General features: G+C 41.5%; 12 protein-coding genes and 1 pseudogene. 8 read left to right on the top strand and 5 right to left on the bottom strand.

All coding sequences use genetic code 11. From position 1 onward, the window contains the following. Positions 1-32: 32 nt before the first annotated feature. The 6 genes and pseudogenes from ABJK37_RS02455 (at position 33) to ABJK37_RS02430 (ending at position 5,734) form a co-directional block, all read left to right on the top strand. On the top strand, positions 33-734 hold the full coding sequence (locus ABJK37_RS02455; protein ID WP_348349745.1) for a TetR/AcrR family transcriptional regulator: 702 nt from the start codon (positions 33-35) through the stop codon (positions 732-734). A 64-nt stretch (positions 735-798) separates the two neighbouring features. Then, the gene (locus ABJK37_RS02450; protein ID WP_348349958.1) at positions 799-1,734 is read left to right on the top strand and encodes an iron chelate uptake ABC transporter family permease subunit; all 936 of its coding nucleotides are present in this window, start codon (positions 799-801) and stop codon (positions 1,732-1,734) included. After that, complete coding sequence (locus tag ABJK37_RS02445) at positions 1,731-2,681, top strand: iron chelate uptake ABC transporter family permease subunit (RefSeq protein WP_348349743.1); 951 nt, start codon at positions 1,731-1,733, stop codon at positions 2,679-2,681. The genes ABJK37_RS02450 and ABJK37_RS02445 overlap by 4 nt, the downstream gene beginning before the upstream one ends. Next, positions 2,678-3,454: an ATP-binding cassette domain-containing protein gene (locus ABJK37_RS02440; protein WP_348349741.1), complete on the top strand. Its 777-nt coding sequence runs from the start codon at positions 2,678-2,680 to the stop codon at positions 3,452-3,454. Before ABJK37_RS02445 ends, ABJK37_RS02440 begins: the two co-directional genes overlap by 4 nt. Next, positions 3,451-4,446, top strand: coding sequence for a siderophore ABC transporter substrate-binding protein (locus tag ABJK37_RS02435; RefSeq protein ID WP_348349739.1), 996 nt, complete (start codon positions 3,451-3,453; stop codon positions 4,444-4,446). The genes ABJK37_RS02440 and ABJK37_RS02435 overlap by 4 nt, the downstream gene beginning before the upstream one ends. A 321-nt stretch (positions 4,447-4,767) precedes the next feature. Beyond that, positions 4,768-5,734: pseudogene (locus tag ABJK37_RS02430) on the top strand (IS630 family transposase). Here the strand turns inward: ABJK37_RS02430 and ABJK37_RS02425 are convergent. After that, positions 5,731-6,174 (bottom strand): hypothetical protein, encoded by a 444-nt coding sequence (locus tag ABJK37_RS02425; RefSeq protein WP_348349737.1) that lies wholly within the window; start codon positions 6,172-6,174, stop codon positions 5,731-5,733. The pseudogene ABJK37_RS02430 and the gene ABJK37_RS02425 overlap by 4 nt on opposite strands. 249 nt (positions 6,175-6,423) lie before the next feature. Then, positions 6,424-7,176: a class I SAM-dependent methyltransferase gene (locus ABJK37_RS02420; protein WP_348349735.1), complete on the bottom strand. Its 753-nt coding sequence runs from the start codon at positions 7,174-7,176 to the stop codon at positions 6,424-6,426. Between the two features lie 146 nt (positions 7,177-7,322). Here ABJK37_RS02420 and ABJK37_RS02415 point away from each other — a divergent pair, with 146 nt between their 5' ends. Next, positions 7,323-7,742: a hypothetical protein gene (locus tag ABJK37_RS02415; RefSeq protein WP_348349733.1), complete on the top strand. Its 420-nt coding sequence runs from the start codon at positions 7,323-7,325 to the stop codon at positions 7,740-7,742. Positions 7,743-8,033: 291 nt separating this feature from the next. Here ABJK37_RS02415 and ABJK37_RS02410 read toward each other — a convergent pair whose 3' ends face one another. Together ABJK37_RS02410 and ABJK37_RS02405 are read right to left on the bottom strand one after the other, a co-directional pair. Further along, positions 8,034-9,206: a phosphoglycerate dehydrogenase gene (locus tag ABJK37_RS02410; RefSeq protein WP_348349731.1), complete on the bottom strand. Its 1,173-nt coding sequence runs from the start codon at positions 9,204-9,206 to the stop codon at positions 8,034-8,036. 46 nt (positions 9,207-9,252) lie between these two features. Then, on the bottom strand, positions 9,253-10,377 hold the full coding sequence (locus ABJK37_RS02405) for a phosphoserine transaminase (protein ID WP_348349729.1): 1,125 nt from the start codon (positions 10,375-10,377) through the stop codon (positions 9,253-9,255). Positions 10,378-10,673: 296 nt separating this feature from the next. Between ABJK37_RS02405 and ABJK37_RS02400 the strand changes: the two genes are divergently transcribed. Next, positions 10,674-12,074: a sugar porter family MFS transporter gene (locus tag ABJK37_RS02400; protein WP_348349727.1), complete on the top strand. Its 1,401-nt coding sequence runs from the start codon at positions 10,674-10,676 to the stop codon at positions 12,072-12,074. Between the two features lie 82 nt (positions 12,075-12,156). Here the strand turns inward: ABJK37_RS02400 and ABJK37_RS02395 are convergent, their stop codons facing one another. After that, the gene (locus ABJK37_RS02395; RefSeq protein WP_348349725.1) at positions 12,157-14,895 is read right to left on the bottom strand and encodes an ATP-binding protein; all 2,739 of its coding nucleotides are present in this window, start codon (positions 14,893-14,895) and stop codon (positions 12,157-12,159) included. Positions 14,896-14,904: the final 9 nt, after the last annotated feature.

Raw genomic sequence — 14,904 nt, 5'->3', positions numbered from 1 at the left:
ATTAGCTTTTTTGCATGGGAAGACTTACTCATATGACACAAACACCTAATCAAAAGCGTCAGCGTGGCCGGCCTAGTCGCATTTCTCGTGAAGCGATTGCGCGAGCCGCCTTAGATATGGGCGTTGGTCAAGCAACTATTCCAGCCATTGCCGCACATTTAAAGGTAGACCACTCCTCTCTTTATCACTATGTAAAAGGCCGGAATGAGGTGGTCACTATGGCTGCGGATCTAGCTATCAACGAACTTGACTGGCGAGCGCCTGAAGCGACTAATTGGCGAGACGAGCTAATAATACTGACTGATGCAATCTGGGTTCTTTACGATCGTAATCCAGGTTTAGCGGAAGCTATTCGTCAAGCTAACATTACGCCATCATCTGGTATTTTGTCTTTTGCAGAGTCGGTAAAAAAGCTTCAGCAAAAAGGTTTTTCCCTTAAAGATGCTGTGGTTGCCGTTGACGTCTTAGTCGATATGGTTGGGGAGTGTTTTTTAGGCTGGTGGTCCACAGATAAAGCCGAAGAAGATGGCCGAACACGTAAAGAGCGAATTATCGCCATTTGGCAAGCTGAAGCACGTAATGTCCCTGAAAAAGCCGAGCAGATAAATGCCATGATTGACATTATGCAAGGGGGAAGGCGCAGCTGGTGGGAAAGTAAGCGAGATTTGGTACTAGAGGGAATTATGGTCACGCAGGCACAAAACAGCAAAATGTTGGGTAAGGCCCAAACCTAGCGAGTCGAGACCGACAATGTCATCGCAGCAGCGATTTAGTATTTAGGAAGTATCAATTTTGAAAGTGGTGTATGCACTCCTGTGCCTTTTTATGCTGTGCTTAGCCTCGTTATTGTTGGGGGCAAAGTACACATCTGTTACGCAGTTTTTAACGTTTTCTGATGATGCATGGTTGGTTTTCTCTGCTAGTCGTCTACCGCGCCTTTTCGCCTTGATTTGTTCAGGTGTGGGGTTGGCAGTGTGCGGTGTTATATTGCAGCAAATTGTGCAAAATAGGTTTGTTGAGCCAGCCACTTGCGGTGGACTTGATGCAGCTAAATTAGGTATTTTAATTTCAATTATCTATGCACCCAGTATGGGGATGACAGCTCGAATGATTGGGGCTTTGATTTTCTGCATTTTCGCTTGCTGTATTTTTACTCTGGTTATTCGCAGTATTCGCTATAAGAGCCCCGTACTTGTTCCCGTTATCGGCATTATGTTTGGCGGTGTTCTCAGTGCTATTGCCGAACTTTATGCCTATCAAAATAACATGATGCAAAATATGCAGGGCTGGATGCTTGGCGACTTTTCAAAAATAGTGCAGGGTAATTATGAAATTATTTATTTAATCCTGCCCGTTGTCATACTGACATATTTCTATGCCCAGCGATTAACGATAGTGGGGATGGGGGAGGGTTTAGCCACCACTCTGGGGCTAAGTTACTTCAATATTGTAGCCCTAGGACTGATATTGGTTTCTCTCACTATTGCAACTACTGTTATTACTGTGGGAAGTATTCCATTTATCGGTTTAATTATTCCTAACCTTGTTGCTATGCGTTATGGCGATAATTTGAAACGTACCTTGCCTATCATCGCTTTTGCTGGTGCCGTATTGCTTATAGTGTGTGACTTATTAGGGCGCTTGATTATCTATCCCTTTGAGATACCTATTGGCATAACGGCCAGTTGTTTAGGTGGATTGATGTTTTTAGCTGTTGTTTGGAAAATAAGATGAAGAATATAGTGTGGCGCATCTTAACTTTAGGACTGCCTGTTACTTTGGTCATGATATTTCTATTCATGGATTCAGGCTTTGATTTTGAATATGTGATACCTAATCGATTACTACGCTTAGGCACTATCTGTTTGGGAGGTGTATGTATTTCGTTTTCCTCGATTCTATTTCAAACGATCACCGGAAATAGGATTTTAACGCCATCGGTGATGGGATACGAAGGCGTTTACTTGATCCTTCAAGCGCTACTGGTACTTACGTTTGGAACCGCTAGTAGTCTGCTAATCAGCGCTGATATGAATTTCTTCATATCAATGGTTGTGATGCTGCTTTATTCATTGGTTATTCATCGCTGGTTGTTTAGTGGAGAGCGGCATGATGTGTTCTTTCTTTTACTTGTTGGTTTAGTGCTTACTGTGATGTTAGGTAGTTTTACCTTACTTATTCAATATTCTATTAGTCCGGGAGAGTTTTCACTTTTCCAAAGCTATAGCTTAGCTTCTCTTAACCGTGCTAGACCAGAACAGCTAATCGCCTCTTTCGCCCTTGTCAGTTTGGTATGTGTGGCTGTTTGGAATACTCGCGCTGTGCTCGATGTATTGCTTATGGGCCGAGAACAAGCCATATCACTTGGGGTGAATTATCAAAAAGTAGTACGTATACAGCTCGGGCTTATTGCGATCCTCGTTGCGGTATCAACCAGTTTACTCGGGCCCACTGCTTTTATGGGGATTTTTGTCGCGAATATGGCCTATCTACTAGCCAAACGCCCGACTCATCAATTTACTTTTGTCGCAGCCAGTATAATCGCTATCTCTGTTTTCTTGCTTACACAAATCCTTGTGGAACATGTATTTAATTACCAAACTAGTGTTGGGTTATTAATTAACCTGTTCTGTGGTGTTTATTTCTTTGTACTAATTCTCAAACCTCGGAGCGCTGCGTGATAAGCGTCAATAATGTATGTAAATCTTATGGTACCAAGCCGGTGCTAAAAAATGTCAGCGTTGACTTTCCTGAAAGTCGGGTCACTTCGTTAATTGGTCCAAACGGCGCTGGGAAAAGCACCCTGCTAATGTCTATTGGCCGATTGTTGGATATTGAGCAGGGCGAAATATTACTGAGAAACACATCTATCCGCGATATTTCGTTGAAAAATTATGCGAAGCGGGTGGCTACCATGCGCCAATTTCATAACCTCAACTTACGTCTTACCGTGAGGGAGTTAGTTGCATTTGGTCGTTTTCCTTATAGTCAAGGTGCGCTTACAAAGGATGATCACCGAATAATAGACGAGGCGTTGTCATTTCTGGTTTTACAGCCTCTAGGAAATACGTTTATTGACGAGTTAAGTGGTGGCCAACGACAAATGGCATTTTTAGCCATGTCCATTGCACAACAAACAGATTATCTGTTGCTGGATGAACCGCTTAATAATCTCGACATGAAACATGCTGTCAGCATTATGCGAGCGCTGCGCCATTTGTGTGATGAACATAAACGTACGGTGATTTTGGTCGTTCATGATATTAACTTTGCAGCTAACTATTCAGACAACATTATTGCCATGAAGCAAGGGGCTATTCACAGTTCTGGCTCAGTTGAAGACGTTGTGACAGCTGACACACTGCAAGATCTTTATGAACTGAATTTTGAGATCCTCAAAACCAGCCAAGGAGTGGTGTGTAATTATTTTAATCAACTAGGAAAACCAAAATGACATTATATTTTAACAACAGAAATAAAAGCATTGGTATACTTTTATTGGTGTCTGTTTTTATACAAGCTTGTGACAACAAGGCTGAACAAGTGCCCAACTCGACTGTCGCAACGTCAGGCTCAAACGCAGATTTCATCCCTTTTGACGTGCAGCATAAACTCGGCAGTACGGTTATTAAAAAACGTCCTGTACGTGTTGCTGCTTTAGATATGAATGAAGTGGATTATCTTGACCAGCTAGGTGTGCCTGTAGCCGGTATGCCAAAGGATTTTATTCCGCACTATCTAGAGGATTATAGCAACAACAGTAATATTGTTGATTTAGGTGCAATAGTACAGCCAAACATGGAGCGTATCTATGCATTAAAACCTGATTTAGTATTGATGTCGCCTATTCAAGCTAGCCATTACCAAGCGCTGTCGGATTTAGCACCGACAATCCATTTTGATATTAATTATCAAGATAGTAGTAGTGAATATTTTGATGCGGTAAAGCAACACTTACTAATCTTAGGAAAGATATTTGATAAAGAAACCTTGGCACAGAGTAAGGTAATCGAGTTAGAAAATAAAGTCCAAACTGCTAAACAGATTATTCAAAATAGACCTGAAAAGGCTATGGTAGTACTACACAATAATAGCTCTTTTCGGTTTTTAGGCGTTAACTCTCGCTACGGGTTTGTCTACGACCTTCTAGGTGTAAAAGCGGTTAATTCATCAGAACAAATGGGCTTACACGGTCAACCTGTTTCCAGCGAATTTATATTTGAAAATAATCCTGACATTATTTATCTGGTAGACAGAACGGCTGTGATGGAACATAGCCCTGTATTAGACAAGCAAGCTATAGACAATCCTTTGCTGCGCGAAACTAATGCGTGGAAAAACGATAAGGTCATCTTTGTCGATCCAGAGGCTTGGTATATCACAGGTGCTGGAGTTACTTCTCTTAAAATCATCATTGATGATGTGTTACAAGGCTATACATCGTAGCTGCTTGCATATAAACAAGCAATGATGCTTAGGGTGCCGAACATCAGGGGGAAAACTAAGTTATTAAGCTACGCAGAAGCGCCTAGCTTTTTATCTAAGCAAGGACGCTGAGATTGGCAGCCGATCATCTGGGACGCGTGATTGACGTGCCTAAAATTTTTTTAAACCCAAAATCCAGACATAAAAAGCCAACCTAAGTTGACCATTTTCCACTTTAAATAAAATGGTTTTAGTGCGCAGGCCCGAAATAACACCAATCCGCAAAGAAGTATGATCTAATTGTGTTCTGTTTAACTAAATCCTAATTTGTTGTGAATACATATACATCTGAATAACTTCTTCTCTTATCTAAAACTAGAGAAAACCGTCGCAAGGCGGGTACGTTTGCTGGCAATATCTTTTTTTGTCGAATGTCAAAACCGCGCCCATGTTGCCCTACAACTTAATGTCATCAGGGCCAGTGAGAATAAGTGGGTCTGTCACTACCTGACGCCAGGTTTATTAGGGCTTGAAGATAAAACACGTTTAGGTAGGCAACCTCTCTTGACACAAACACAACAGGCTCAGTTGGTCAGCTTTATTGACTTGCAATCACAATCACAATCAGATGAAGGAGAACGTCTGACCGGCTAACACATCAAATACTATATAGCTGGATAACGAGTCACTCCAAGCATCATTAACAGTCTCGAAAGGCTCAAGACCGGTTTAAAAGAACTGCAGATTGAAACGGTCAAGTTGATCCCAGAACAAATGTCATTGGATTACGTTGATATCTGGTTTCAGGACGAAGCGCGATTCGGGCAACAAAATACAACAACTCCCTTGTGGGCACAAACAGGCTCTCGCCCGTGCAATTAAGCAGCAACATTTTGAATATGCCTATCTTTTTGGTGCAGTCTGTCGGAGTACTGGACGAACCGAGGCAATTTTAGCGCCTTGGGTAAATAAATACATTATGTGCCAGCATCTAAAGTTGATCTCAGCAGCGACCGAGCCAGGCCGTCATGCGGCAGTCATCGTGGATGGAGTAGGCTGGCACTCTGATGACACAGCCAAGGATATTGCCAACGTAAGCATTAATAAACTGCCGCCCTATTCACCAGAGCTTAACCGCATAGAGCAAGTATGGTTTTGGCTACGTCAAAATCATTTAGCGAACCATTGTTTCGAAGGATATGACGATATACTTAACGCGTGTAGCGCAGCTTGGAACAATTTTATTGAAAACAATAAACGGATAGTAAAATTATGTAATCGTGACTGGGCAAATGTGGCTAAACATTAGTGCGGATTGGTATCAGTAGGAGGAGTATCACTATCAGACTCTACAATCACTTCAATTTCCTGCTGAATATCAATCACGTCTTCCTCCTGCAAATCTTTCATAAATGCACTGGGTAATACGTTTATTCCTATTTTTTCACCTAATTTGACAACGAAAGGTAATGTGATGGGCGCAAAAGGTAATACCGCCAATACACCTAAACCTAGCCCGCGAATGACATCAATAAATTGTCGATTGGCTTCTTGCATTTCTACCTTGCTGGCTTGGCCTCTGGTGAATCGTTTATACGTAATGAGCATAACCTTTGTTTCTCGGCTTTCTTGGGCGAGACCGCGCTTCACCGTTAACAAACCGAGTTTCAGAGGGATCAAGGCTTTACGTTTAATCACAGTATTCTGACGTTTAATGGATTGGGTCACCCTAATGATGTAGCGCTTCAATTCGAGTCACCTTTCAGATTGCATGGTTAGCGTGTTATTTTATTACGGATGTAAACTGCCAAGAGCACTCATCAAACGAGTTCACTTTCTTGGTGGAGCATAAACACTATCCCCGCTGTATACAACAGACCTTGCTTCACAGAAAAGTCATTTAGTGGGTATTCGCGATTGTTAGTGAAAATTTGACGTTAGAGTTTGTTCAAACATAAAGATAAATCCTAGTTGCGCCTTGCACTAGGTTCCAACTAGTTACCAGTTTTTCCCCGCAATGACTGTCAAAGGTGATATTACCAAGCGCTTTTTTTTGGGGGGTCCCCATTGGTTGCCTATTTGGATTTTAGCTTGTTCAAAAAAGTCCATTCCCTTGGCTTCAATACAGCGCCTTGTGGCTGACCATGTATGCATGTAATCCATAAATTGCTGCAAATCCCAGTGGTTTTGAAGTGTCAATTCGGGTGTTTTTAGTTTAACAAAAGGAAAATCTACATCTTGGTAGTGGTTCCATACTAATTGATTGTTTACTGGCCAGTATGGAGCGATAACGTGTTTTATGTATTTTTCAACCGCTAGGTCAATCGTTTGACTGACTGTAAACCAAGCGTAAGCAAACGTCACAAATAGGCCATCGGGTTTAAGAACGCGATTGACTTCAGGCCAAAACTTTTCGAAATCAAACCAATGCAAAGCTTGTGCAACAGAAACTAGGTCAAACTGATTATTGGTAAAAGTAGTTTGCTCGGCGGGGCTAACTGAATAATGGATATTACTTTTTAAGAGAGAGTTAGCAACTTGTTGTGGGCTAATATCTGTTGCCTGTACTGTTTTGAATTTTTGGGCCAATCCAATTGCGGCTTGACCATTGCCAGTAGCGCAGTCCCACGCTTGATCATAGTTTTTGACCAAGTCAGATATAAAGGTAAATAAAGCGCTAGGGTATTGAGGGCGAGCCGATGCGTATAAATCTGACTTATCGGCAAAAAGTGTTGCTGTTTGTATCGTCATGAGGCTTTACCCGAATATTGAACTTGCAAGAGGTCACACTTTATCAAAATTCAATTTAGTCTTTAGTGTAATTTGTTATGGTGTATGGCTGGATCTTTTCATCGTAAGCTGATCCAATGAACTGAGAGTGTTAATCGGAGAAAGGTGTGAATTATTATCTGGTAGTAGCAGGTTGTTTGAGCGGCATGGCTGCAATAATACATATTGGTTGTATTGTTTTTGGTGCACCTTGGTATCGCTTTTTTGGAGCCGGTGAACATATGGCAAGGATGGCCGAACAAGGATTGCTGCAGCCTACAATTATTACCTTGTTTATCACAGCTGTGCTACTTTGCTGGTCACTTTATGCTTTGTCAACTGCTGGAATACTAATGAGTTTACCTTTTAAGCGGCTAGTGTTAATTGCTATAACCAGTATTTATTTTATGCGAGGCCTAGTTGGTTTTTATTTTGTGACTCACCCTTTAGGCAGAAGCCCCGAATTTTGGATTTGGAGTTCGGTAATTTGTTTAATTATTGGAATGGTGCATTTGATTGGGTTGAAACAACAATGGTCTGTGTTGTAGCTAAAAAATAATAACGAATGGTTAGCTCAGTACTGCACACTAACCACAATGCGTTACTAATTAACCTGAACTCGGGATAAGCCATACCGTCCAGCACCGCTATTATTGCGCCTATCTTCGTTGAACTTGCTCTCAATAGCTGGCTATTGCTTCACAAGCTCGCCTTGATAAACACAATAATATCAGCACTGGATGCATTAAATTGGCGGCTAGATAAATAGTAAGATTATAACCTATTGTTTTTATAGGATTTACTTCATAGGACGCGGCACGTCTTAACCCGAGCTCAGGTTAATTAATCAACCTGACAATGGTCACATGTTCAATATTTCTTATTGCTTCAATCACATGTCCGTTTTCCATTTTTTCGACGTCGAGTATATTGTAGGCTAAATCACCGCGACTTTTGTTCATCATGTCGAGTACATTCACATTGTGATCTGCTAACACAGATAACACGCTGCCAAGTACTTTAGGGACGTTTTCATTTGCAAAAATGATGCGCTGGCCTTCACACCTCGCCATGCTGACTTCAGGAAAATTGACCGAATTTTTAATATTACCGTTTTCAAGAAAATCCATAATTTGTTCTGCCGCCATGATGGCGCAGTTTTCTTCGGCTTCTGCAGTAGAAGCGCCTATATGTGGCATGGCAATCACGTCGCCGCGACCATAAAAAACAGGTTCTGGGAAGTCACATACATAACCTCTTAATTTACCGCTATCGAGTGCTTCGACTATGGCCTGGGGATCGACAATAGATTCCCGTGCAAAATTCACTAAAATCATGCCAGGTTTGGCTTGAGCCAGCGCATCTTGATTGATCATATGATGGGTAGGTTTGATAGCCGGCACATGTAGACTCACATAATCACAGCGCGCGAGTAGGGCGTGCATGTTTTCAGCTTTTTGTACGTCGCTGGACAAACGCCATGCGGCTTCAATAGACAAAGCAGGGTCAAATCCCACCACATTCATCCCCAATGCAAGTGCCATATCAGCCACTAAAGAGCCAATTGCGCCTAACCCAATTATGCCTAAAGTTTTGCCTTTGAGTTCATTGCCTGCAAATTGCTTTTTCTGAGTTTCTAAGGTCTGATGCAATTCGGTCGCATCATGGACATCATGTAAAGTCGTGACATGGTCAATACCTGACTTTATCCCGCGAGAGCCTAGCAGTAGTCCGGCTAATACCAACTCTTTTACGGCATTAGCATTGGCACCGGGAGTGTTAAATACCACTATGCCTTTGTTGCTGTAATCTTCAACTGGCACATTGTTTACGCCGGCTCCAGCTCTTGCTACCGCTAGAACTGAGTCGGCGAGTATTTCATTGTGTAGTTTGTGACTGCGCAATAATACGGCATCAGGATGACCTATATCTGAGCTCACTTCGTATTTCTCACGGCTAAAGCGGTCCAGTCCTTTGACTGATATTTGATTAAAGGTTTTAATTTTAAACATCTTGCTCCTTAACTATTTTTCGGCGTAAATTTACAAGGTGGATTGTTTAAAGAATTTGTTTTTTTACACTATGGTAAGCCCATTCTAGCCAAGGCAATAGCGCTTCTAAATTACTGTTTTCGATGGTTGCTCCGCACCAAATTCTTAATCCAGCAGGCGCATCTCGATAGGCTCCAATGTCATAGGCTACTTGGTGCTCTTCAAGTAGTTTGATAACGGATTTAACTTGCTCAGGGGGCATATCTAGGGTTAAACATACACTTGTATTAGAGCGAATATTACTGTCCTGTGCCAAAAACTCTATCCACGGATGTTGTGCCACAAATGCTTCAATGGTGGCCAAGTTGAGGTTCGCTCGAGCGATAGTGGCCGGTACGCCCCCCAATGATTCTACCCAATTTAAGGCGTCTAAATAATCCACTACACATAACATGGAAGGAGTATTGATCGTGGCTCCTGTGAATAAACCTTCAATTAATTTACCGCCTTTAGTCATACGGAAAATTTTAGGTAGCGCACGAGGAGGGACATAACTTTCAAGGCGGGCAACAGCGCGTGGGCTTAGAATTAACATGCCATGTCCACCTTCTCCACCTAGCACTTTTTGCCAGCTGTAGGTGATCACATCAAGTTTTTCCCAATCCATATTTTGCGCAAATACTGCAGAAGTCGCATCACAAAACGTCAATCCTTTGCGGTTCGCATCAATCCAATCACCGTTAGGTACTTTGACTCCAGAAGTTGTGCCGTTCCATGTAAATACCACATCATTGTCGCAGTTTACATCTGCTAACACAGGCAATTGACCATAGTCTGCTTTGAACTCGCGGGTATTTTCTATTTGTAACTGTTTGATGATGTCCGTGGCCCAACCTTGACCAAAGGATTCCCAGTACACGACATCCACGGGGCGCTCGCCTAACATTGACCACATAGCCATTTCCATTGCACCGGTATCAGAAGCAGGAACCACTGCAACTCTATACCCTTGTGGCAAACCTAATATTCTTGCGGTATCGACACAGGCACTTTTTAGTGCTTTTTTGCCAATGGTCGCCCGGTGAGATCTTCCTAACACAGATAAATCCAGTTTACTGACATCATAACCAGGCCTTTTAGCACAAGGGCCAGATGAAAAGTTAGGGTTGTTAGGTTTAAGGTTAGGATGCATGATTTTCTCAAGTTAAAGGTAAGTGCAAATTAATAGCAACGAGAATACAAGTGTTTGATAGTTATCACCAATATTCAAGTGTCATGTTTTATATCGATAGTGTTATATGAATGTTAATTTCCCAAAGGCTACTTCAAAATATGCCAATTCCCGCAATACACTTTGATAGCTGCTCCCTATACAAAAAACAGTAATACAAAAAATTAACATAGTAATGTGCAAACGTTTACATTTATATCTTATTGGGTCACCATATCCAACCAAAAACTGGACGAATTGCACAAGAGGAAATAATTTTGGCGCAGAATAACGAGAATATGCTGTTTATTGTTTTAATCAGTTGTGTTGCCACTATAGGCGGGTTTTTATTTGGCTTTGATAGCGGGGTCATTAATGGCACTGTTGATGGTTTGAGAACTGCGTTTAACTCGCAAGATATAGGCACAGGTTTTAACGTGTCCAGTATGTTGTTAGGGTGCGCCGTTGGGGCGTTTACTGCAGGGAGGTTAGCGGATAAGTATGGACGTAAGTCGTTATTATTGGCTACCGCCGTTTTTTTCATTATCAGTGCTTGGGGCTCAGGAGTCTCTGAGTCTTCAGCAGAGTTTATCATATATCGGTTTTTAGGGGGGCTAGCAGTCGGTGCTGCATCGGTTATGGCTCCGGCTTACATAAGCGAAATTGCGCCCGCGAGGTTGCGTGGCCGTCTAGCGTCAATTCAACAAGTTGCCATAGTGATTGGATTATTCTCTGCATTTGTGAGTAACTATTTAATCGTTAATTTCGCAGGCGCTTCTACTGCTACATTTTGGATGGAGTTCGAAGCGTGGCGATGGATGTTTTGGATAGAGTTACTGCCAGCTTCACTGTTTCTAGTCACTTTGTTATTTATTCCCGAAAGCCCAAGATTTTTAGTGTTAGATGCTCGAAATGATGAAGCGCAAGTTGTACTTGGAAAGTTATATGGTGATAACGCTGGTCAGCAAAAACTCTTTGAAATTCAGCAGTCGTTGTCGGCGGAACCCCATCAGCCGAAATTAGCTGATTTAAAAGAAAAAACAACCGGGAAGGTACGTACTATTGTGTGGGTTGGCATTGGTCTAGCAATCTTTCAGCAACTAGTGGGTATCAATGTGGTGTTTTATTACGGTGCGGTGTTATGGCAAGCTGTTGGCTTTTCAGAAGGTGATGCACTGCTTATCAATATTATCAGTGGCGCAGTGAGTATAGCGGCAGTAGTGTTGACTATGTATCTAATCGATAAAGTAGGCCGTAAACCTTTTTTAACCCTTGGCTCAATTGGCATGGCAGTGACGTTAGGCTTATTGGTTTATGCGTTTGGTAATGCAGTGGTAGACGCAAATGGCAACCTAGATTTAGGTGAGCTGGGTACGTTAGCCCTAGTAGCAGCTAATGCTTATGTGTTTTTCTTCAATTTATCTTGGGGACCTGTGATGTGGGTTATGTTGGGAGAAATGTTCCCTAATCAAATCCGAGGTTCAGGATTAGCGGTTGCGGGTTTAGCTCAATGGCTTGCAAATTTTGCTATTACCATGACTTTCCCTATTATGCTCGCGAGTATTGGTTTGGCCGGAGCTTACGGCTTTTATACTTTATGTGCCGTACTTTCAATCTTCTTTGTGATTAAATTTGTGTATGAAACCAAAGGAAAAGAATTGGAAGAAATGCAAGGTTAATCAAACGCGGCATTAATATTTTGGCTCATTCATCGCTCTCACAAGGAATGGGTGACAGGTTGGCTTAGGCGCAGGTATTTGTTTACTGTTCTAGGCCAACAATGTCATTATCTACCATGGCTTTTTTGGATAGATACTTGGCAACTAGTTCTTCTAAAACCACTTGTTTTATTGGTTTGACTATATAATCGTCCATTCCTGCTTCTTTGGCTTTAGCATAATCTTGCTTCATAGCATTTGCCGACAAACCACAAATAATCAGATTGTTGTGGCCCCGCTGCCTTAAGGTACGTGTTGCTTCGTAGCCATCCATCACAGGCATCTGTATGTCCATTAAAACTAAATCATATTGCGGTGAGTTAACTATTTTAGTGACCGCTTGATAACCGTTTTCGGCAATGTCGTAGGTGAGGCCCATCAATTTCAGCATTTCGCTAGCAACAGCTTGATTAATACTATTATCTTCAACTAATAATACGTGTCCCTCATATTGAGAGGGGGCAGTTTGCTGGTTGTGTTTGGAGATAACGTCAGCAGGTTCGACGTTTAAATTAGTGTCTATTAAATGTTTCAAAAAGGTACTGGCTTGTTGTGGTGTAAAAGGGTGAGATAAACACTTAGCAGGCCATGTGGCTAATAATTGCTTGGGTAAGTTGCTGGGTTGAGAGTTAGTAATAAAGCCTACGTTTGCTGATGTTCTGATTAGTTTATCGATAGTTTCATGGTTGCTTCTAAATACGGTTTGATCTTCTATGTCGAGTAAAATAGTGTCGTCGCCACCAATGTCTTTAAGCGTGGCAGACATCTGGCCCAGTGGAAAATGGTGGTAGTTTAACCCTGATTTTTCGATATATTCAGTGTTAAAGAACCCTTTACGGCCTGCGCTAAAATAATATAGCTTGCCCTTTTGAGCTGGTAACCTTGACATGACTTGGTCTAGGCTTTGTGAGCTATTTAGTAATAGGTTCACTTTGAAGGTGCTACCTTTATTCTCTTCAGAGTTAACCGTGACAGTGCCGCCCATCAGTTCGACTAGCTGGGTTACTATTGAAAGTCCTAGTCCACTACCACCAAATTTTCTACTTGTAGAACCATCGGCTTGAGTGAATGAATCGAATATTGTACTGACTTGTTCTGGCGTCATTCCTATGCCGCTGTCAGTTACTTCAATAAACAAACTAACGAACTGTGTATCATCGTGTAATTCAAAATCAACGTTAATGGAAACAAGCCCATTTCGAGTAAACTTGATCGCGTTACTACACAGATTTAGCAATACTTGACTGATCCTTAACGGATCGCCAATCAATTTTGCGGGCATATTCGGGTTGGCGTTAAAGCGCACATTTAGATTTTTTTCTTGAGCTCGATTACCAATATTGGCTAATACGTTTGCAAACAATGACTCGACTGAAAATTCAGTACTTTCAATATCTAACTTTCCAGCCTCAATTTTGGAAAAATCAAGAATGTCATTAATTAAACTCATTAATATTTGACCAGAGTGGGCTGCTTTAGTTAGTTGCTCTCGTTGGGATTCGGTCAATTTCGAACGTAAAACAATCTCCAACATTCCAATAATGCCATTCATTGGTGTACGAATTTCATGACTCATATTAGCTAAAAACATACTCTTAGAAGCCGTCGCTTGTTCAACTTTTTGATTAGAGGCCACCAACTGAGAATTCAGCGCTTCTTGTTGAGCATTAAGGGATTGTGATTGCTCTAATAAACTGGCAGTTTGTTTGTTTTTGTTGTGGAATACGTTGGCAGCTTTCGCCAACTGCCCTATTTCATCCTTGCGATGCTGGCTAGGAATACGCTTTACATCTTTGCCATTGGCTAAGCGTTGGAAAACATCGGTAATGATGTTGATAGGTAACATTATTTTGTAGGTTAAAAACAATGCAGTGCCGACAGCTAGAATTATGCCAACCGCTGAAAACAGGTTACTACTTAAGCTTGTATTATCGAGGGTCAACTTCACCCCCAAATTGGTTTCGATGAGCTGCTCGGTAACGAGCTTATTTAGCTCTCTGGCTAAAAACAAAAATTCATTGGCTGTGCCAGCCATTACTACATTAACCAAAAACAAATAACCTCGCGTGACCTGAGTTAATTGCAAAAAGTTATTTTCCAATTGACTAAGCCGATCGATAACAGCTTGGTATTTTTCATTTACGCTAAGCTGTTGGTTAATTTGCATTTTAGCCATTAAAATTTCTTGCTGAAAAGGCTCAACCAGTTGTTGGTCTGGCGTTTGCAAATACTGCAACAGAAAAATCTCTGCTCGCGCTATATGGTACTTGGAATTTTCAATGCTATCCAAGCTCGGTTGTGTCTCGTTTGGAGTATCTTTAATGTTTGTAAATAGGGTTTCAAGCTCGCTAGATAGTCCGGAGTTATAAAGTGTTTGCTGTTTACTTCTGCCAGCAACGACACTGTTAAAATTCTCATTGTAATCATTCAGGCGTGTTCGCATTCGAGTGATGTAGTCGAAATACATTTCATTGCTTTCATCTTCCACAATGAGACTTTCCAAGCGTACTAAATTGCTTTGAATTTGTTCAATAAGTATATTAAAACGGCGAATGGCTGAACCGCTGGCTGACTCTTTATAGATGAGTACGTTGCGCTGTAAATCGATAACGTCTCTTTCTAACTCTCGTACCAAACCCACCTTAACCACCGCTTGTTGGGTTAAATCAAGTACTTCTACAAAAGTGGATTGGCTGTTTCTAGATAGAAATACTTGAGATAACAACAACAACACTAAAGTGACTAAAATTATCAGTATTTGCGCTTTTATTGTTCTGAACACGTTATCCCT

Source organism: Paraglaciecola sp. (genome assembly GCF_039964565.1).
GTDB lineage: Bacteria > Pseudomonadota > Gammaproteobacteria > Enterobacterales > Alteromonadaceae > Paraglaciecola.
Note: the sequence above shows the minus strand (reverse complement) of the source record. Positions and strands in the feature narration are given on the sequence as shown.